General features: G+C 31.8%; 23 protein-coding genes. 13 read left to right on the top strand and 10 right to left on the bottom strand.

The annotated features are described in order from the left end of the window. Positions 1-9: 9 nt before the first annotated feature. The 8 genes from pcrB to LQ675_RS11410 form a co-directional block, all read right to left on the bottom strand. Entirely contained in the window at positions 10-693 is a 684-nt protein-coding gene (gene pcrB / locus LQ675_RS11375; protein WP_048540657.1) for a heptaprenylglyceryl phosphate synthase, read from the bottom strand. A 321-nt stretch (positions 694-1,014) separates the two neighbouring features. Next, positions 1,015-1,713 (bottom strand): M15 family metallopeptidase, encoded by a 699-nt coding sequence (locus LQ675_RS11380; RefSeq protein ID WP_048540656.1) that lies wholly within the window; start codon positions 1,711-1,713, stop codon positions 1,015-1,017. 103 nt (positions 1,714-1,816) lie between these two features. Continuing rightward, entirely contained in the window at positions 1,817-2,119 is a 303-nt protein-coding gene (locus LQ675_RS11385) for a YerC/YecD family TrpR-related protein (protein WP_025905127.1), read from the bottom strand. A gap of 78 nt (positions 2,120-2,197) precedes the next feature. Continuing rightward, the gene (purB, locus tag LQ675_RS11390) at positions 2,198-3,493 is read right to left on the bottom strand and encodes an adenylosuccinate lyase (RefSeq protein ID WP_075578456.1); all 1,296 of its coding nucleotides are present in this window, start codon (positions 3,491-3,493) and stop codon (positions 2,198-2,200) included. 199 nt (positions 3,494-3,692) lie between these two features. Next, the gene (locus tag LQ675_RS11395; protein WP_065381774.1) at positions 3,693-3,869 is read right to left on the bottom strand and encodes an NETI motif-containing protein; all 177 of its coding nucleotides are present in this window, start codon (positions 3,867-3,869) and stop codon (positions 3,693-3,695) included. Beyond that, positions 3,859-4,428, bottom strand: coding sequence for a DUF2179 domain-containing protein (locus tag LQ675_RS11400; protein ID WP_239728103.1), 570 nt, complete (start codon positions 4,426-4,428; stop codon positions 3,859-3,861). The genes LQ675_RS11395 and LQ675_RS11400 overlap by 11 nt, the downstream gene beginning before the upstream one ends. A 64-nt stretch (positions 4,429-4,492) precedes the next feature. Then, entirely contained in the window at positions 4,493-5,314 is an 822-nt protein-coding gene (gene nadE / locus LQ675_RS11405; protein ID WP_048540653.1) for an ammonia-dependent NAD(+) synthetase, read from the bottom strand. Next, entirely contained in the window at positions 5,311-6,786 is a 1,476-nt protein-coding gene (locus LQ675_RS11410; protein WP_048540652.1) for a nicotinate phosphoribosyltransferase, read from the bottom strand. The genes nadE and LQ675_RS11410 overlap by 4 nt, the downstream gene beginning before the upstream one ends. A 144-nt stretch (positions 6,787-6,930) precedes the next feature. Here LQ675_RS11410 and LQ675_RS11415 point away from each other — a divergent pair, with 144 nt between their 5' ends. From LQ675_RS11415 to LQ675_RS11470, 12 genes are all read left to right on the top strand, one after another. Next, positions 6,931-8,100, top strand: a complete 1,170-nt coding sequence (locus LQ675_RS11415) for an MFS transporter (RefSeq protein ID WP_239728106.1) — start codon at positions 6,931-6,933, stop codon at positions 8,098-8,100. 211 nt (positions 8,101-8,311) lie between these two features. Continuing rightward, complete coding sequence (locus tag LQ675_RS11420) at positions 8,312-9,142, top strand: ATP phosphoribosyltransferase regulatory subunit (protein ID WP_048540650.1); 831 nt, start codon at positions 8,312-8,314, stop codon at positions 9,140-9,142. Positions 9,143-9,151: 9 nt separating this feature from the next. Continuing rightward, the gene (hisG, locus tag LQ675_RS11425) at positions 9,152-9,769 is read left to right on the top strand and encodes an ATP phosphoribosyltransferase (RefSeq protein ID WP_025905120.1); all 618 of its coding nucleotides are present in this window, start codon (positions 9,152-9,154) and stop codon (positions 9,767-9,769) included. Further along, positions 9,759-11,015, top strand: coding sequence for a histidinol dehydrogenase (gene hisD, locus LQ675_RS11430; RefSeq protein ID WP_048540649.1), 1,257 nt, complete (start codon positions 9,759-9,761; stop codon positions 11,013-11,015). The genes hisG and hisD overlap by 11 nt, the downstream gene beginning before the upstream one ends. A 3-nt stretch (positions 11,016-11,018) precedes the next feature. Beyond that, positions 11,019-12,029, top strand: a complete 1,011-nt coding sequence (locus tag LQ675_RS11435) for a pyridoxal phosphate-dependent aminotransferase (protein ID WP_048540648.1) — start codon at positions 11,019-11,021, stop codon at positions 12,027-12,029. Beyond that, a complete protein-coding gene (gene hisB, locus LQ675_RS11440) occupies positions 12,001-12,579 on the top strand; it encodes an imidazoleglycerol-phosphate dehydratase HisB (protein ID WP_048540647.1) in 579 nt (192 codons plus the stop codon). Before LQ675_RS11435 ends, hisB begins: the two co-directional genes overlap by 29 nt. Continuing rightward, entirely contained in the window at positions 12,579-13,160 is a 582-nt protein-coding gene (gene hisH, locus LQ675_RS11445; RefSeq protein ID WP_075578459.1) for an imidazole glycerol phosphate synthase subunit HisH, read from the top strand. The genes hisB and hisH overlap by 1 nt, the downstream gene beginning before the upstream one ends. After that, positions 13,153-13,857: a 1-(5-phosphoribosyl)-5-((5-phosphoribosylamino)methylideneamino)imidazole-4-carboxamide isomerase gene (hisA, locus tag LQ675_RS11450; RefSeq protein WP_048540645.1), complete on the top strand. Its 705-nt coding sequence runs from the start codon at positions 13,153-13,155 to the stop codon at positions 13,855-13,857. Before hisH ends, hisA begins: the two co-directional genes overlap by 8 nt. Next, complete coding sequence (hisF, locus tag LQ675_RS11455; protein ID WP_048540644.1) at positions 13,854-14,612, top strand: imidazole glycerol phosphate synthase subunit HisF; 759 nt, start codon at positions 13,854-13,856, stop codon at positions 14,610-14,612. The genes hisA and hisF overlap by 4 nt, the downstream gene beginning before the upstream one ends. Further along, complete coding sequence (gene hisIE / locus LQ675_RS11460; protein ID WP_048540643.1) at positions 14,609-15,241, top strand: bifunctional phosphoribosyl-AMP cyclohydrolase/phosphoribosyl-ATP diphosphatase HisIE; 633 nt, start codon at positions 14,609-14,611, stop codon at positions 15,239-15,241. Before hisF ends, hisIE begins: the two co-directional genes overlap by 4 nt. 65 nt (positions 15,242-15,306) lie before the next feature. Beyond that, positions 15,307-16,365, top strand: a complete 1,059-nt coding sequence (locus LQ675_RS11465) for a nitric oxide synthase oxygenase (RefSeq protein ID WP_058611146.1) — start codon at positions 15,307-15,309, stop codon at positions 16,363-16,365. Between the two features lie 14 nt (positions 16,366-16,379). Next, a complete protein-coding gene (locus LQ675_RS11470; RefSeq protein WP_075578460.1) occupies positions 16,380-17,192 on the top strand; it encodes a prephenate dehydratase in 813 nt (270 codons plus the stop codon). 36 nt (positions 17,193-17,228) lie between these two features. On the opposite strand, the gene LQ675_RS11475 is transcribed toward LQ675_RS11470, so the two are convergent. Together LQ675_RS11475 and LQ675_RS11480 are read right to left on the bottom strand one after the other, a co-directional pair. Beyond that, positions 17,229-17,678, bottom strand: coding sequence for an iron chaperone (locus LQ675_RS11475; RefSeq protein ID WP_103354162.1), 450 nt, complete (start codon positions 17,676-17,678; stop codon positions 17,229-17,231). A gap of 17 nt (positions 17,679-17,695) precedes the next feature. Further along, on the bottom strand, positions 17,696-18,802 hold the full coding sequence (locus LQ675_RS11480) for a glycoside hydrolase family protein (protein WP_048540639.1): 1,107 nt from the start codon (positions 18,800-18,802) through the stop codon (positions 17,696-17,698). A gap of 88 nt (positions 18,803-18,890) precedes the next feature. On the opposite strand from LQ675_RS11480, the gene LQ675_RS11485 reads away from it, so the two are divergent. Beyond that, on the top strand, positions 18,891-19,439 hold the full coding sequence (locus LQ675_RS11485) for a cysteine hydrolase family protein (protein WP_058591855.1): 549 nt from the start codon (positions 18,891-18,893) through the stop codon (positions 19,437-19,439). Positions 19,440-19,497 lie beyond the last annotated feature (58 nt).

Genomic DNA, 19,497 nt, shown 5'->3' on the forward strand with positions numbered 1-19,497 from the left:
AACCTTCCTTTATTGTTTTACTTTTACAGTTTGTAAAGCTTTTTTCAAATCTTCATAAATGGCATTACCGACTACAATTATGTCAGCATATTCTGCCATTTCTTTTGCTTTTTCTAAATTATCTATACCGCCACCATAAATAAGTTGGGCGTTTTCTAAATGTTCTTTAACAGCTTTAACCTCTTCCACTTTTCCATATTTACCACTGTATTCTAAATAAAATATAGGTAAATGATATAGTTTATCTACCATTCTTGCATAACTGATTAAATCTTCTTCATCTAAATCTGTATTCGCACCTGTCAATTGCGCTACTTTACTGTCTTCATTCATAACAACATAGCCTTCTAAGAAAATTTCATCAAAATCCATCATATAGCCATATTCCTTAATAGCTTTTTGAAGCAGACCATTATGGTAGTCAACATTATTACTATTTAAAACACTCGGTACAAAATAAAAATCAAAACCAGGCACAACACTTTCAATATTAGAAATTTCAAGTGCACATGGTAGTGGATAACGTCTAATTCTGCTCATTAAATTTAATACATTATCTTCCGTAACATTATCAGTACCACCAATTATAATAGCATCCGTACCAGATTCACATATTTTCATTAAGTCCTCATCTGATATAGATTTCGCTGGATCTAATTTAAATACGTGACTCCACAAATTTATATCGTACATACTTAAACTCCTTTAATTATCATAAGATTAATTATAGCATTTTTAAGTTTAAATTCCGAAATGAAATAGGACAATTATCATAAAAAAAGAAGCGAAAAATTTCGCTTCTTACATTGTTTAAGATACGGTTAAGGTTAAGGTGAAGTTGTGAGGTGTGAGTTGGGCTATCTCTTGGCTTTACTCAGGACTTAAGCCACGATTTGGATGATCTCTTGGCTTTATTCATACATTAAGCCATGACTTCTGCTATCTCATGGCTTTATTCACCCATTAAGCCACAACTTCCACACTTTCATGACTATATAATCTCAACCACAACTTCTATTTACCGTAATCAAAGTATTCTTCTAATGTTGTGTCTTGTTTATAAATTTTTTCTGCTAATTCTTTACCGACATATCTTAAATGCCATGGTTCATATTGGTATCCTGTTATTTTTTCTTTGCCTAATGGATATCTAATGATAAATCCATATTGATGTGCATGTGTCTTAATCCATTTTCCTTCATTTGTATTTCCGAATGACTTTCTAAAATCATCAGTTGCTGAATTTGAACCCACATCAAATGCTAATCCTGTCTGATGTTCTGATTGTCCTGGTTTAGCACTATATTGGTTGGCCGCTTCTTCACCATCTCTTGCTACATAATCATTATATAGTTGTTTTTGATTTTCATAAGAACGATACCCGCTTCTAAATACTAAGTCTAATCCTTCATTCGTTCCATCTTGTATCAATTTATTTAATTGATTTCTAGCAGTACTATTTTCACCAGGGGCATAATCATGTGGTAAGCCTACTTTTTTGTTTACAAAAACATGGCCATCAACATAAGTGATGCCATCTTTCTTTGTAACTTCATGTTTCTTTTGTTCTTGCCTTTTAGATTTTTGTGCTGTCTCTTTTTTATCTTTTTGAGTATGTTCTTCTTTAGTAGATTTCTTATCTGTATTCTGATCATCACTACATGCGCTTAATACTAAAGTAGATATGCCAATTATTAAAAATAATTTCTTCATGCGTAAAGCTCCTTATTTCTTAAAATTTACTATTTATATACTATTTTAACTAATTAAGGCTGAGACATCCATTAATGTCTCAGCCTTACATACATATTTATGATTATTTTTCGAAGTCAATATTCATTCTTTCAAGAATCATTGTATATGCATCATTACCCCATTGCAATGAGCGTTTAACTCTTGAAATTGTTGCAGTTGAAGCACCTGATTCTTTTTCTATATGAGCATAAGTGTATCCTTGTTTAATCATTTTTGCCACTTGTAGCCTTTGTGACAATGACTGTAATTCATTAACTGTACATAAATCATCAAAAAATTGATAACATTCTTCTCTTGTCTCTAATGTCAGAACTGCATCAAATAGTTCATCTAATGCTTTTCCTCTTAATTTTTCAATTTGCAAAAAATCAACCCCTGTTTAATATAAGTTCATTAATTGCATTTTAACGCACTAACCTATTAAAGTACAGTAAAACGTGTCTTATTCTATACCAGCTCTTCTGAATATGGTATCGACTTGATTTAAATGGTGTTTCTCATCGAAGCATTCATCTAATTCATCAGCACTTAACAAGTTTGTAATTTTTTCATCTTGTTCTACTAATGTTCTAAATGGTGTTTGAGTTTCCCATGATTCCATTGCTTTTGGTTGAACGATATCATATGCTTCTTCTCTGACCATACCTTTATTAATTAACGTTAACATAACACGTTGTGAATAAATTAAACCAAATGTTTTATCGATATTACGTTTCATATTTTCTGGATATACTGTTAAACGATCAATGATATTAGTAAATCTGTTTAATGCATAATCCAATGCGATTGTTACGTCTGGTAGCATAATTCTTTCAGCAGATGAATGTGAAATATCTCTTTCATGCCATAAAGGTACATTTTCATATGCAGTCGTAATATATCCTCTAATAACACGTGCTAAACCTGTAACATTTTCTGAACCAATTGGATTACGTTTATGTGGCATAGCTGAAGAGCCTTTTTGACCTTTAGCAAAAGCTTCTTCAACTTCACGCGTTTCAGTTTTTTGTAAACCACGAACTTCTACTGCAAATTTTTCAATAGATGTTGCGATTAAACCTAATGTCGCAATGTAATACGCGTGACGATCACGTTGAAGTGTTTGAGTTGAAACTGGTGCACAACCTAATCCTAATTCTGTACATACATGCTCTTCTATTTCTGGTGGAATATTTGCAAATGTACCAACTGCACCGCTCATTTTTCCAACTTCGATTTCTTCACGAACACGTTTGAATCTTTCTAAATTACGTTTCATTTCTGTATACCAAAGTGCCATTTTAATACCAAATGTTGTTGGTTCTGCATGGACACCATGAGTTCTACCCATCATTAAAGTCGTTTTATGTTCAATTGCTTTATTTTTTAATACTTCTAAAAATCTTTCTAAGTCTTTTTCAATGATTTCATTTGCTTGTTTAATGACATAACTTAAAGCTGTGTCAACAACATCTGTTGAAGTTAAACCGTAATGTACCCATTTACGTTCTTCACCTAGAGTTTCAGAAACTTGTCTTGTGAATGCCACAACATCGTGACGTGTTTCTTGTTCAATTTCTTTAGCTCTATCAACGTCGACCTTAGCATTTTGTCTTATAAGCTTTACATCTTCTTCAGGAATGTGTCCTAATTTACTCCATGCTTCACAAGCTAGTATTTCAACTTCTAACCAAGCTTCAAAACGATTTTGTTCTGTCCAAATATTAGCCATTTCTTCTCTTGAATAACGTTCAATCATTGATAAATTCTCCTAACATATTTTAGTCATTTATAGTATAACAGACTTCTACGAACACGTACATTATTTATAAAAAATACAAAATTGTTCGTGATTTATAATTTTATTCCTAATATCTTTCATTATATATTGTAACAGTAGGAGAATAAACTAAAAGTAGAAAAAATCTGGGCCACATTCTCATGTCCCAGATTTATTGTCATTCTTTGATTTTCTTACCTACGAATTGTATTTCTTGTTTGAGAACCTCAATGTCACCATTTTCTTTCTCAATAAATACAGGTTTTTCAAATCTTTTTACAGGTGTATAACCTTGAACTTTCATTCTTTTTAGACACATTTCAATCGTTTCATTGTCTTCTACTCTAAACTTCATCAGTATCATACGCCTTTAATTTTTTGCTTCGTACACCTTTAACCCAGAATCCACCATGTATATTCTTAGGTTCATAAGCGATTACAAAGGCTTTAGAATCCAATTGTTTAATTGTTTCCATTAATTTTAATTCAAATCTACGTGTTGTTAAAATTTGCATCACTAAGCGATCACCATCTCGTCCTTTAGCAACGTAATGTGTTACACCATAACCTAAATCTCTTAACGTTCTTGGTAAATCTGTTTCATATTCAGCTGTTGTAACATTTACAACGATATATCCTAATGCAATTTTCTCTTCAATTTTCATACCGACAATTATGCCTGCAGCAAACCCAAGCGCATAAGCTAATATATTCTGAATTTGGTCAAGACTATTGATAACTAAACCTAACCCGATAACATAAACAACTACTTCAAGTACACTAACAGCAGCGGCAACATATCGATATCCTTTCAATGTTAAAATTGTTCTCATTGTTAAACAAGATACATATACTATATTAATGACAAATATAGATAGCACCATTAACCATGGATTATCTAATATAGCTGACATTTAAACCCTCCATAAATCAAAATACTGGAATCATTTTATCAAGCAAACTTATGAAAGTCACGTATTATTTTGGCCATGTATAACGGTTATAAGGCATTTCTCTTTTATGTGCATTTCTTACATAGTGATTTTGAATAATTTCTTGATCTTTTTCACTGATTTTTTTACCTTCTAAAAAGTCATCAATGGCATCATATGTTACACCTAACGCTTCTTCATCTGGTAAAGCAGGTTTATCTTCTTCTAAATCAGCAGTTGGTACTTTATTGATTAAATGATCTGGACCACCTAAATATTTTAAAATCGCTTTGCCTTGGCGTTTATTAAGTCCGAATAACGGTGCAATATCACAAGCGCCATCTCCAAATTTCGTATAGAAACCTGTGATATTTTCAGCAGAATGATCCGTACCAAGTACGAGTCCATTATTAGCTGAAGCAATTGAATATTGAACTTTCATACGTTCTCTCGCCTTTTCATTCCCTTTTTGAAAATCAGTTAATTCTACACCTGCTTCTTTTAAAGATTGAATACTCGCTTCAACCGCAGGCTTAATATTTACTGTTACACGATTACTTGGATTAATAAAATCTAATGCATCTTGTGTATCTTGTTCATCAAATTGTTCGCCATAAGGTAACCTTACTGCGATAAATGCATATTGATGATTTTCTTCAGCATTTAGTTCATCTACTGTTAATTGTGCGATTTTACCCAATAATGTCGAATCTTGCCCACCAGAAATACCTAAAACTAAAGATTTAACAAAACTATGTGCTTTAACGTAAGATTTTAAGAACTGTTTGATTTCTTCAAATTCTTTTTTTGGATCGATTGATTTTTTAACATTCATTTCTTTGACAATGATTGATTGTAAATCTCTCATGACTCTTCCACATCCTTTATCGCTTCTGCTACTCTTTCAGCTACATCGAATATCTTTTTATTCTTATTATCCCAACATGCTTTACTCAAATCTACTGGATATTCTTCAGGATTTAAATAACGTTTATTTTCTTCCCATAATATATCTAAATTGTTAAAAGCAAATTCTCTAATTTCTTTAATTTCTGGAAGTGTGTATACGCGTTTACCATCTTTAAAAATGTCATGATGTAAATCGACTGCTTTAAAATGTTTGATATATTTCATTTTATAAGTATGAACAGGATGGAACATTTTTAGACGTTCTTCTTTATTAGGCTCTTCATCTTCTAATGTAATATAATCGCCTTCAGATTTATTCGTTTTAGTATTGATAATTCTATAAACATTTTTCTTACCAGGTGTTGTTACTTTTTCAGCATTGTTAGAAATTTTGATGCGATCTGATAATTCGCCATTTTCTTCTTCAATTGCTACAAGTTTATAGACAGCACCTAATGCTGGTTGATCATATGCTGTAATAAGTTTCGTACCGACACCCCATGCCGTTACTTTTGCACCTTGTGCTTTTAGACTTGTAATTGTTTGTTCATCTAAATCATTTGAAGCAAAGATTTTTGCATCTGTAAAGCCTGCTTCATCTAACATTCTTCTTGCTTCTTTAGATAAATAAGCGATGTCACCTGAGTCTAGTCGTATACCGATAAAATTAATTTTATCTCCTAATTCTTTCGCTACTTTAATTGCATTCGGCACACCAGATTTTAAAGTATGGAAAGTATCTACAAGAAACACGCAATTTTTATGTCTTTCAGCATATTTTTTAAACGCTGTATATTCATCATCGTATGTTTGAACCATTGAATGTGCATGTGTTCCTGAAATCGGAATACCAAATAATTTACCTGCTCTAACATTACTTGTAGAATCAAATCCACCGATCATCGCTGCTCTAGCTCCCCAAATCGCAGCATCCATTTCTTGCGCTCTTCTAGTACCAAATTCCATTACAATTTCATCACGAACAACTTGTTTAATTCTACTTGCTTTAGTTGCAATTAACGTTTGGAAATTCACGATATTTAAAAGTGCTGTTTCAATGAGTTGCGCTTGAATAAGTGGCGCTTCTACTCTAATGAGTGGTTCATTATTGAAACAAAGTTCCCCTTCTTTCATTGCTCTTATGTTCCCTGTAAATCGTAATGACTTTAAATAATCTAAATAATCATCTTGATATCCAACTTCTCTTAAATACTCAATATCTGTCTCTGTAAATTTGAAATGCTCTATAAATTGCACAATTCTTTCTAATCCACTAAAAATAGCATAGCCGCTATTAAATGGCATACTTCTAAAATATAAATCAAAAATAGCAGTACGCTCATGAATACCATCATTCCAATAAGTTTCACCCATATTGATTTGATATAAATCCGTGTGTAACATCAAACTATCGTCTTCATATTTATACATTATTCAATACTCCTCAGGTTATCTAATTTTATATTATTTTATCATACTTTTTAAATTAAAAATTAAAAAGTAACTTAAATATATCAAGTCATTTATCTCTGTGATAAAATACTAAAGATGTAAAATTTAGAAGGAGGCATACAAATGAATAACTCTTCATTCAAAAAATTATTTATTATACTTTCAATTATTGTAGCTGTCTCTGGTTTTTCACAAGGAATGCTCTTACCACTTATATCGGTCATTTTTGAACGAAATGGTATTTCAAGTTCAATGAATGGTTTACATGCAACTTCATTATATATAGGTGTATTCTTATCTTCTTTTTTTATTGAAGGGCTTGTTAGAAAGTCTGGGTTTAAATATATGATATTAATTGGTGGAGCCATAGTAGCCTTATCTTTATTGTTATTTCCAACTTTAAAGACATTATCTATTTGGTTTATTTTAAGACTATTAATTGGTATTGGTGATAATATGTTACACTTTAGCACGCAAACTTGGTTAACACATATTACACCTAAAGAAAAATTAGGAAGAACGATTTCTGTATATGGTTTCAGTTTCTCAGCAGGTTTCATGTTAGGACCTCTTTTAGCTAAACTTGTTGACGTTTCGGAAGCTTTACCTTTCATCCTTTCAGCAATACTTTCATTAATAACTATTTCATTAGTCCTTTTAATACACAATGAATTCCCTTCATCTAATGTTAGACCAGTCAGTATACTAAACACTTTAAAAAACTTTGGAGATGTAATACGAACATCATGGATTGCATTTATGTTTCCATTATTATATGGATTGTTTGAAGCTGGATTACATAGTAACTTCCCTGTTTATGGTTTAAGAAATGGCCTTGATGTCACTAGTATTACGTTAATCTTACCTGCATTTAGTCTTGGTGCTATTCTTTTCCAAGTACCATTAGGCATGTTTAGTGACATTCATGGTAGAAAGAAAGTATTAACTGGATTAACATTAATCGGCAGTATCGTGTTTATGTTAGGAGACTTTTTACCAACAAGTACATTTATTATGATGGGATTATTCTTAATCGCAGGATTATTCACAGGATCTTTTTATGGATTAGGTGTAAGCTTTATGACAGATTTAACACCAAAGCATAATCTACCAGCCGGTAATTTAATGATAGCTATGTCATTTAGTGTCGGTAGCATAATTGGTCCAATGCTTGGAGGAACGATTATACAATTATCAAACGGAACAATATTCTTTACGATAATTGCTGCGTTTGTATTTATCGTGTTTATTCTATTACTCATTCATAGAACACCTACAAAAGTTGAAGCATAATTTAAGATATTATTAAAATTTAAAATCACATCGTTTAAATATAATGAGAACCCAAAGACATTGATTAATTCAAATGTCTTTGGGTTTATTTTTTTTGATATTTTAAATATTCAGAACTTTCAATTGATATGTTTCGTTATGCATGTTATAGTATCATTTATAATTAAATAAATACTTTAACTTGGTAGAGAGTAAAAGCGAGGTTTATAATATGGATTATGTAAATTACAGAGATGACGTTATTCAAAAGAAAGAAAAAGAACTTAAATTTCTAAAATATTTTAGTACTCGAGATTACGAAGTGATTGATATGAGTTTCATAGAGAAACTTCATTGGAAACAATTGACGCAAGATGACTTGAATAGTTTAGATACAAGAAGTATTTGGAAAAATGGCGATGCATTTTATAGTTTAAGAAATGATTGGACGGATCAAATCCAACATTATAGTCGTGAATATCATCTTGATGCACGTTCTGTAACATATGCTGGCCCTATAGCAATTAATGAACACATATATACAAATTTAGGTGTTGAAATTTTTAATCCTAAAAGGAATGACATGTTGCAATGTTATGAATATATACATGACTTTATCCAAAATGAACTTGATTTAAATGTTGATTTTGCTGTTATTGGACATTATCAATTATTTGATCTTTTACTTTCTAAAGAAGAACAGAACGAAGAATTGTTTACGGCTATTAGTGAAAGAAATATTTCAAAAATTTCTAAACTACTATCACAAAATCATTCACTCGTACAATTACTTAAAACACCTACTCATCAACAATTAGACTTTTTAACAACTTTTGCTGATACTGACCATCCAACTTATAAATCTTTACAATATTGGAAAGCGACATTAGAAGCATCAGGTATTAACCATATACATTTAGATATAACAACAATGCCCCCAAAATCATATTATGTTGGGAGCTTCATTCAGCTTTATGAAAATAACAATCGAAATCCAATCGCTTCAGGCGGACATTATAACGGTACGTTAGAAGGTTTTGGATTTGGTATTCAACTATCATAGGAGGTCATTATGTTAACAGTTGCATTAAGTAAAGGACGTTTATTAAAAGATTTCATAAAATTCATTGATGAAAATGGCAACCCAAAATGGGCAGACGCATTAAATAATAGAGAACGTAAACTTCAAATAGAAGTTGCGAACGTTAGATTTATTCTTGTTAAAGGAAATGATGTATCAACTTATGTTGAAGAAGGCATCGCTGATATTGGTATTACAGGCAGTGATATTCTTGATGAAAAAGATAAACTCAATGTAAACAACTTAGTTGATTTGCCTTTTGGTTATTGTCACTTTGCTGTTGCGAGTAAACCTGAAGTAACAGAATACAAAAAAATTGCGACGACTTATGTTAAAACGACGAAAGCGTACTTTAAAAATAAAGGACAAGATGTCTCAATTATTCCATTATCAGGATCTGTAGAATTAGCAGCAGTAGTGAATATGGTTGATGCAATCGTAGATATCGTACAAACAGGTACAACATTAAAATCTAATGGACTCGTTGAAAAAGAATCCATCGGTGACATTAATGCTAAACTGATTACAAATAAACATGCATTTTTTAGTAAATCAAATATGATTGAATCATTTATAGAAGAAATTGGGGTGTCGATGAATGCTATCTAAAACGGAATTCATAAATAAATTTGAACAAGATAGATTAACAGACGAAAGTAATACTGAAGATGTTAAAAAAATTATCCAAGATATAAAAGAACATCAAGACCAAGCTTTATTTCGCTATAATAAGAAATTTGACAATGTTGAATTGGAGCAACTTGAAGTCCCACAATATGATATAAAAAACAGCATTAACCTTATATCAGACACTTTAAGATCAGCACTTGAAACAAGCTTTGAACAAATTAAAAATTTTCAACAAAAAATTAAACATGAAAATGTAACAACAGGTCAAACTTACCAACTTTATCACCCTATTGAAAAAGTCGGCATTTATGTACCAGGTGGAAAAGCAAGTTATCCATCAACAGTTCTGATGACAGCTACCCTTGCTAAAGTAGCAAATGTTCAAGAAATTATTGTTGTTACCCCACCACAAAAAGATGGTATCGACCCAGCTATACTTGCTGCATGCCATATTACGGGTGTAGATCGTGTATTCCAAGTTGGTGGTGCTCAAAGTATTGCTGCTTTAGCTTTCGGTACTGAAACGATTCCGAAAGTAGATAAAATTGTTGGACCTGGTAATCAATTTGTTTCATTAAGTAAACAGTTATTATACGGTGTCGTTGGTATCGATCAAATAGCTGGTCCAAGTGAAATTGCACTTATTGCTGATGAAAATTCAAATGTAGATTACATCATTCAAGATATATTAGCCCAAGCAGAGCATGATGAACAAGCTAGAACATTTCTAGTATCAACAGATTCTTCTTTCTTAACAAAAGTTCAACAGAAACTACAACAAGCTATAGATCAAGCTCCAAGAAAACAAATTATCGAACAAAGTATCAAAAATTATCATTATCCAATTTTAACGCGTGATATTCATGAAACAATAGAAGTCATTAATTATATTGCGCCAGAACATTTATCTATTCAAACGACTGATCCAAGTAAATATATTGGTAAAATTAAATACGTCGGAGCAATGTTCTTAGGTCAATACTCACCTGAAGCAATTGGTGACTATGCTGCTGGACCAAGTCATGTATTACCGACTGATAAAACAGCAAGATTCTCGAATGGTTTAACAGTCAATGATTTCTTAACGAGTCATTCTATCATTCATTTAGATGAACACACTTATCAAAGTATTGCACCGAGTGCTATAGCTTTAGCTGAACAAGAAGGTTTATATCAACATAAGCAATCTTTAGAAGTGAGATTAACAAACAACGAGGAGTCGTGAAACATGATTAGAATAAACAAGAATGAAAGCCCTATTCCTGCATTAGATGATGCAACTTTAAAAAATATTATCGCCAAATCAAATTTTAATTTTTATCCTGATGAGGAATATGATGCCTTTATCAAGTCTTATGCAGACTACTATCAATTATTACCTAACCAAGTTTCTGCAGCGAATGGTTCAGATGAGTGGATTCAAAAATGCATGATTGCATTACCAGATGGACCAGTCCTAACGCTGAATCCAGATTTCTTCATGTATACAGCATATGCGCATCAAATTAATCGCCCTATCCATTATGTAGATGCAGAATATGACTATACATTCTCGTTAGATAAAATTAAGCAATCAATCCAAAAATTAAAGCCAGCATTTTTCATTATGAGTGTGCCTCATAATCCATCAGGCATTCAATATCCTAAAGCATTTTTAGAGGAAATCGCGAATGAAATGCAAGCAATTGGTGGTTATTTTATTATTGATGAGGCTTATTTAGATTTCGGAGATGCATACGATATTGAATTACAAGACCATATCATTCAAATGCGTACGTTAAGTAAGGCATTTGCAATAGCTGGTTTAAGAGTCGGCATCGTCATTTCTACCGAGAAGACCATTCAAACTTTAAATCGTATCGCACATCCATATCCATTAAACACATTAACTTTAAATATTGCGACTGAAATTTTTAGTAACAAAGAAATTGTACATTCATTATTAACGCAACAAAGACAATTGAGTAGTCAGTTAAGAAATATTTTCGAACAACATGTGAGCGATATTATCCATGTGATACCTTCAAAAACAAATTTCGTATTAACTTATGGAGATTTAGCAGATTCATTAGGTCAGTATATTTATGACCATGGCTATTTACCAAGATTTTATGATGAACCAAACATGCAACAAACAGTTAGATACTCAATAGCTACAAAATCAGAATTAAATGAACTTGAAAAAATCGTTAAAGAATGGAGACAAGAATATGACTTATCAAAAAGAAAGATCAACTAAAGAAACAGATATCAAAATTCAACTAGGATTAGATGGAGAGGATTCACACATTAATACTGGTGTTGGTTTCTTAGACCATATGTTGACGTTATTTAGTTTTCATAGTGGTATTGCATTAAATATAGAAGTTGTTGGAGATACACATGTAGATGATCATCATACAGTTGAAGATATAGGTATTGTAATAGGTCAATTACTTCTTGAAGTCGTTAAAGATAAAAAATCATTTACAAGATATGGTTCATTCTATATACCAATGGATGAAACTTTAGCACGTGTTGTAACGGATATTAGTGGCAGACCATATTTATCATTTAATGCGACATTTTCTCGTGAAAAAGTTGGAACATTTGATACAGAACTTGTAGAGGAATTCTTTAGAGCACTTGTGATTAATGCAAGATTAACAACACATATTGATTTAATTAGAGGTGGCAATACGCACCATGAAATCGAAGCGATTTTCAAAGCATTTGCTAGAAGTCTAAAAATCGCATTAACACAAGATGATTATGCTGGTATCCCTTCTTCTAAGGGTGTGATTGAATAATGATTGCAATCATTGATTACGGACTTGGCAATATTAAAAATATTGAACGTGCCCTCTTACATTTAGGATATGATGCCAAATTAACTTCAGATGAAGAAACTATAAAAAAGAGTACACATGTTATTCTTCCAGGTGTCGGGCACTTCAAAGATGCTATGACACAATTAACATCAAGTGGTCTAGACAAAGTGATTAAAGATATTAAAGATACGCATAAAATCATTGGCATTTGTTTAGGTATGCAAGTGCTATTTGAATACAGCGCAGAAGGTTCAACAAAAGGATTAAATTTATTGCAAGGGAACGTTATACCTATAGAGAGTCCCTACCCTGTTCCACATTTAGGATGGAACAATTTACAAAGTGAACATCCTCTACTTGATGGTGATGTTTACTTTATACATTCTTATCATGTCTCTACTGATTTACCTATAGTTGCTACAGCAGATTATGGACAACCAATCACTGCAATCGTGCAACAAAAAAATATTATCGGTATACAATTCCACCCAGAAAAAAGCGGTGATTACGGACTCAAAATACTAGACCAAGCATTGAAAGAAGGTTTTTTAAATGATTGAAATTTGGCCAGCAATAGATTTAATAGACTCCACAAGCGTGAGATTAACTGAAGGTAAATATGATTCTAAAGAATCTATGCCTAGAACTGCAGAAGAAGCAATAGCTTTCTATTCAAAATTTAAACAAGTTTCTAGAATTCATGTTATCGATTTAATCGGCGCTAAAAATCAACAACCAACAGAAGCAGATTACATAGAACAACTCGTCAGCTTAACCCATTTACCAATTGAAGTTGGTGGTGGTATTCGAAGTGTTGAAACGATTGAATCATATTTAAATAAAGGTGTTGAGTACATTATCGTCGGCACTAAAGGTATACAAGACTTAGACTGGTTAAAAGAAGTAACGCATACATTTCCAAATAAAATATATTTATCTGTCGATGCGTATGTTGAAAAAATCAAATTAAACGGTTGGCTTGATGATGCCGGAATAAACCTATTTGATTTCATTGAAAAAATTAACACATTCCCTCTCGGCGGAATTATCTATACAGATATTTCAAAAGACGGTAAATTATCTGGGCCAAACTTTGAATTAACAGGCAAATTAGTCCAATCAACATCTATTCCTGTTATTGCTTCAGGTGGTATAAGAAATAAAGATGACATTGAGCAACTGGATGCATTAAATGTGCACGCTGCTATTGTTGGAAAAGCAGCAAATACGGATGCATTTTGGGAGGGTATTGAATGATCAAAAAAAGAATCATCCCATGCTTAGATGTTAAAGATGGACGTGTCGTTAAAGGCATAAAGTTTAAAGGTTTGAGAGATATTGGACATCCAGTTGAATTAGCTGAATATTATAATCAAGAAGCGGCAGATGAGCTTGTGTTCTTAGATATTTCTAAGACAGAAAATGGACATCAAATGATGTTAGATATCATATCAGAAACAGCTTCAAAATTATTCATTCCACTTACAATTGGTGGTGGTATTAGTACACTTGAAGATATTTCGGTATTACTTAATCATGGTGCTGATAAAATTTCTTTAAACTCAAGTGCTTTGCGTAACCCAGCATTTATTCGTGAAGCGAGTGATAAGTTCGGAAAACAATGTATCTGTATCGCAGTTGATGCTAAATGGGAAGAAGAACATCAAGATTGGTACTGTTATACACATGGTGGTAAACAGCGTACAGATAAACGTGTGTTAGATTGGGTTCAAGAAGTTGAAAATCTCGGCGCTGGTGAATTATTAATTACAAGTATGGATTATGATGGCGTTAAACAAGGATTTGATCATCGTTTATTAACTGAAATTAATCAACTGGTGACTTTACCTGTAATAGCATCAGGTGGTGGCGGTAATAGCCAGCATTTTGTTGATTTATTTAAACAAACGGATGTATCTGCAGGTCTCGCTGCAAGTATTTTTCACGATAAAGAAACAACAATACAAGCAGTCAAAACACATTTATCTAATGAAGGAGTGAATGTACGATGAGTGAATTTGCACCTGATTTTTCTAAAGGTCTTGTACCAGCAATTTTACAACATTACCAAACTGGACAAGTATTAATGTTAGGTTATATGAATGAAGAAGCTTATAACTTAACCATTCAAGAGAAAGTCTGTTGGTTTTATTCAAGAAGTAAAGATCGTCTATGGAAAAAAGGCGAATCATCCAATCATATCCAGCATGTTATCGATATACAATTAGATTGTGACCAAGATACAATTTTACTACAAGTCAAACCTGATGGCCCTACTTGCCATACTGGATCTGTTAGTTGCTTTAATACTGAAGAACCTTACACGCTCGAATCATTAGAAACGACTATTCAAGAAAGTGTTGATTCTAATAATCCAAAATCATATACAAATTATTTACTTAATAAAGGCATAGATAAAATTTCTAAAAAATATGGAGAAGAATCATTTGAAGTTGTTATTGCAGCTATGAAAGATGATAAATTAGAACTCACAAATGAAGTGGCTGATGTACTTTATCATTTGTTTGTATTACTTCATGATAGAGGTGTTAAATTTGAAGATGTCATATCAGTATTGAAAGAACGTCATAAAAAGTCAGGTAATTTTAAAGGTGAACGACAAGATATAAATAATTGGTAAATTGTCATAATTCATATATTGTCAAAAAATAGCAGTCGCTTATACTAGTACATAGAGGTGTATTTATGTTACGAGATAAAGCGACTGCTTTTATTAATGATATGTATAAAGAATTAGAAATATCAGAATTACAAATGAATAAAAGAATACAAGAAATAGAACATGAAATTTCTCAAACTGGTACTTATACCCACACAACTGAAGAATTAGAATATGGTGCGAAAGTAGCTTGGAGAAATTCAAATAGATGTATTGGTAGACTTTTTTGGGATAAATTGACGGTAAGAGATTTAAGACATATTCAAGATGAACAAGCATTTATTACTTCAATTGAAAGTCACATTAAAGGCGCTACAAATGATGGAAAAATCAAACCCATGATCAGCATATATAACAACCAAATAGAAATTATGAATGAACAGTTGATTAGATATGCAGGATACGAAGATAAAGGCGACCCTAAATCTATTGAAATGACGAAATTAGCACACCATTTAAATTGGCAAAGTCAACATACTGATTTTGATGTACTTCCATTAATGTATCGAATTAATCAACAAAGCCTAAAAATTCATCAATACCCACAAGAACTCATTAAAGAAATTAACATTAACCATAAACAGTATCCTAAGTTAGCATCACTACAACTAAAATGGTATGCAGTACCTATCATTTCAAATATGGATTTAGAAATCGGTGGTATATATTATCATACTGCCCCATTCAACGGGTGGTACATGGAAACTGAAATAGGCGTTAGAAATTTTACTGACGAATATCGCTATAATAAATTAAAAGACATTGCAGAAGCATTTGATTTTGATACAACGACAACTTCAAGTTACTGGAGAGATAGAGCTTTAGTAGAGTTTAATTATGCTATTTATCATTCGTATAAAGAAGCTGGTGTTGCAATTGTTGATCATTATAATGCCTCTAAACAATTTAAGAAATTTGAAGAGAATGAATGTAAAGCTAATAGAAAAGTGACCGGAAAATGGAGTTGGCTTGCACCTCCTCTTTCACCTTCACTTGTACATAATTATCATAAAGGCTATGATAATGAGATGAGAAGTCCAAACTTTTTATATAGACAAAATCAACAAGGTTGTCCAATGCATTAGAAAGGAAGTCATTTATGAAGTTATATTATTTAGGACCATTAGGTACATTTTCACATATGGCAGCACTTAAATATAATCCAGATGAAATCACTGAATATATTCCTAAGTCAAATTTATACGAAGTGGTTAAAGCAATTGAAGCTGACCCAGAAAACATCGCAATAGCCCCAATTGAAAATTCTATCGAAGGTACAATCAACATCATTGCCGATTCATTAACTGAACAGAAAATCCACGTTATAGACGAATTACATCTAGATATATCATTTTCTCTTTATGTTCAAAAAGGCGCAAAATTAGAAAATATTAAAGAAGTTGTTTCTATTGCCCCAGCAATCAATCAAACATCTAAATTTATTAAAAATCATAACTTTGCATACAGATATTCTGACAGTACCGTTCAAAGTTTAGATGAAATAGATGTACATACTGGCGCAATTGCACCAATTGGTTTAGAAAAATCTAATGACGATGTTGAAGCATTATATGAACACATTGAAGACTATCCACATAATACAACAAGATTTTTAATTTTATCAGCACAAGAAAAACATGTTGAAAAAGCAACAGATAGTATTTTGTTAATTACACCTGACCAAGATAAACCAGGCTTATTAGCAAGTATATTAAATACATTTGCTTTATTTAATATCAACTTATCATGGATTGAATCTCGACCACTCAAGACACAACTCGGCATGTATCATTTCTTTGTTCAAGCAGATTGTAGCGCTGAAGATGTAGAAATGAAGAAAGTAATCACAATCCTAAAAACATTAGACTTTAATGTAAAAGTGCTAGGCAATTTTGATAAACGAATTACATAAATTAACGCCTCTGGGAATTATAATCCCAGAAGCGTTTTATTTTTGATTTCTATGTCCTGATTCATATTTTTGTATCCATTCATCTACAGTGACTTTTTCACTCAACTCACCTATTAAAGTAAAGGGTATGTTTTTATTGTTTGTAAATCTAATACAACTTTTCCCCATATTTAATTTAGTTGGTACTTGTTCTCTGTATCTATTCTCAAACCATTCTTTCAATTCATTCATCCCATATAACCCCATATGATATAAGGCAATATGATTTTTTTGAGCACCAAGACTAATGAATGGAAGTGGTTCATCTGCTCTATTTAAATAACCTTTTGGATATTTATCTAAAGGTACTACAAATGTCGGCATACCGTATTGCATGACTAGTTCATAGCCAGGTGGTAAATGCGTTTTGATTGTATTTAGCAAATGAATATATGTTTCTTTTTTCTTTTCATCAATTTGTTCAATATAACTGTCTATGCTATTCATCATATCCTCCATTTTAATTATATATGAATAAGGTTCTCAACTTGATCTTGTTTGATATTGCTTAAATTACGGTTGTTGTATAAATAAATATCTGTCGTCTTAATGAATTTAATATTATTTGAAGATTCTCCTTCAAAATGATTATTATAAATATAAATATCTTTATTCATAACGTCTTCATAACTTTTAATTAAAATACTTGGTTTACTTTTAATATCTTTAAATGTATTATCACCTATCAATATAGTTGACCCTGCTTGTCCGCCTCTATTTAATTTATGGATATCTAATGAATATTTACCTGTTGGTACAGCTAAATATCGAATACCGCCCTCACAATTTATAAATTGATTGTGTGTAACGGATGAATCTTTCGCTTTTAATAAAGTAACTGCGAAATCCCCTAATCCTTCAAAAGTATTATGTTGAATATTTATATTCTCATAAAACACATCATACATACTTGCATGAGATCCAACTGCTCTATTCCAAGGTAACATGTTTGGATCACCTGAATTTCCGAAATAACAGTTTTCAATCAGTGCATTTTTAGTTATCGTACCATCTGTTGCCCCAAATTTAGGAAATGCTCCTTCAGTTTGAATATCTATTTGAACTGCTTCACTAAATAATCTCGTTCCACTATCGTCACGGAAACCAAGAAACTTACATTCATTTACATAAAATCCGTCTAAGCCACATGCATCAATCGCATGCCCACCTACAACATTCTTAAATGTCACATTATGTATTTGAATATTGCGTGCATGACCAATAGACATGATTGTGTTATTTGTATTATTTGTATGTCCATACGCATCAAATGTCCCACCGATAATATTGATATTACCATGACCGTCGTATCCATAGTATTTTTTCAATCTATGTCCGTTTTTTAGCATAGCTGTAGGCGATTTTCTGATTAATACAGCTTCATCATGTAAAATAAGCGTTGTATGTTCATATATCACTAATTCATAAATAATATGATAAACACCTTTAGGTATATAAACTGTTACTGGTCCCTTCTTAGCTTGTAATAAAGCCAATTGAATACCAATTGTATCTGTTAATCCACAACCACCTTTAGCACCATAACGATTTACATTAACAATATGCTTCATACTTCATAACCACCTTAATATAGCGTATACTTGCATGTATATTTATATTACACTGAAAACATTTTATAAACAATTAGGGGGAATATAATTGAAGAAAGCACTCATTATCGTTGATTATTCAAATGATTTCGTTGCGTCAGATGGTAAGTTAACATGCGGAGAACCTGGTCAAGAAATTGAACAAAATATTCACCATAAAATCGAAACATACAACTTGAATGAAGATTTAATTTTTTATTTAATGGACTATCACCATGAGAATGATCCATATCATCCTGAAACAAAATTATTTCCACCTCATAATATCGTAGGTACAGAAGGTAGAAATTTATATAACTCATTAAAGCCTCAATACGATTCAATCAAACATTCTAATCACGTATTTTGGATAGATAAGACAAGATATAGTGCATTTTTCGGTACAAATCTTGATAGTTTATTAAGAGAACGACATATTGATACTGTTGAAATTGTCGGCGTTTGTACAGATATCTGTGTGTTACATACTGCTGTCGATGCTTACAATTTAAATTATCAAATTATTATACCTAAGAATTGTGTCGCTTCTTTTAATCAAGCTGGACACGATTGGGCGCTTACACATTTTGAAAATAGTATAGGCGCAGTTGTAGAATAGACAATGTGTTCATGTTAAAATAAAGTGACAGAATATTCAAAGCAAAAGGAGAAATTAC

It is taken from the genome of Mammaliicoccus sp. D-M19 (assembly GCF_022386695.1).
GTDB lineage: Bacteria > Bacillota > Bacilli > Staphylococcales > Staphylococcaceae > Mammaliicoccus > Mammaliicoccus sciuri.

Bases quoted from the DNA above. Each gene is read 5' to 3' on its own strand.
- LQ675_RS11410 (WP_048540652.1), bottom strand. From the start codon at position 6,786: ATGTATAAATATGAAGACGATAGTTTGATGTTACACACGGATTTATAT.
- LQ675_RS11465 (WP_058611146.1), top strand. From the start codon at position 15,307: ATGTTACGAGATAAAGCGACTGCTTTTATTAATGATATGTATAAAGAA.
- hisH (WP_075578459.1), top strand. From the start codon at position 12,579: ATGATTGCAATCATTGATTACGGACTTGGCAATATTAAAAATATTGAA.
- hisF (WP_048540644.1), top strand. From the start codon at position 13,854: ATGATCAAAAAAAGAATCATCCCATGCTTAGATGTTAAAGATGGACGT.
- hisD (WP_048540649.1), top strand. From the start codon at position 9,759: ATGCTATCTAAAACGGAATTCATAAATAAATTTGAACAAGATAGATTA.
- pcrB (WP_048540657.1), bottom strand. From the start codon at position 693: ATGTACGATATAAATTTGTGGAGTCACGTATTTAAATTAGATCCAGCG.
- hisB (WP_048540647.1), top strand. From the start codon at position 12,001: ATGACTTATCAAAAAGAAAGATCAACTAAAGAAACAGATATCAAAATT.
- LQ675_RS11475 (WP_103354162.1), bottom strand. From the start codon at position 17,678: ATGAATAGCATAGACAGTTATATTGAACAAATTGATGAAAAGAAAAAA.
- LQ675_RS11380 (WP_048540656.1), bottom strand. From the start codon at position 1,713: ATGAAGAAATTATTTTTAATAATTGGCATATCTACTTTAGTATTAAGC.
- hisIE (WP_048540643.1), top strand. From the start codon at position 14,609: ATGAGTGAATTTGCACCTGATTTTTCTAAAGGTCTTGTACCAGCAATT.
- purB (WP_075578456.1), bottom strand. From the start codon at position 3,493: ATGATTGAACGTTATTCAAGAGAAGAAATGGCTAATATTTGGACAGAA.
- LQ675_RS11415 (WP_239728106.1), top strand. From the start codon at position 6,931: ATGAATAACTCTTCATTCAAAAAATTATTTATTATACTTTCAATTATT.
- hisG (WP_025905120.1), top strand. From the start codon at position 9,152: ATGTTAACAGTTGCATTAAGTAAAGGACGTTTATTAAAAGATTTCATA.
- LQ675_RS11395 (WP_065381774.1), bottom strand. From the start codon at position 3,869: ATGAAGTTTAGAGTAGAAGACAATGAAACGATTGAAATGTGTCTAAAA.
- LQ675_RS11470 (WP_075578460.1), top strand. From the start codon at position 16,380: ATGAAGTTATATTATTTAGGACCATTAGGTACATTTTCACATATGGCA.
- LQ675_RS11420 (WP_048540650.1), top strand. From the start codon at position 8,312: ATGGATTATGTAAATTACAGAGATGACGTTATTCAAAAGAAAGAAAAA.
- LQ675_RS11400 (WP_239728103.1), bottom strand. From the start codon at position 4,428: ATGTCAGCTATATTAGATAATCCATGGTTAATGGTGCTATCTATATTT.
- nadE (WP_048540653.1), bottom strand. From the start codon at position 5,314: ATGAGAGATTTACAATCAATCATTGTCAAAGAAATGAATGTTAAAAAA.
- LQ675_RS11435 (WP_048540648.1), top strand. From the start codon at position 11,019: ATGATTAGAATAAACAAGAATGAAAGCCCTATTCCTGCATTAGATGAT.
- hisA (WP_048540645.1), top strand. From the start codon at position 13,153: ATGATTGAAATTTGGCCAGCAATAGATTTAATAGACTCCACAAGCGTG.
- LQ675_RS11480 (WP_048540639.1), bottom strand. From the start codon at position 18,802: ATGAAGCATATTGTTAATGTAAATCGTTATGGTGCTAAAGGTGGTTGT.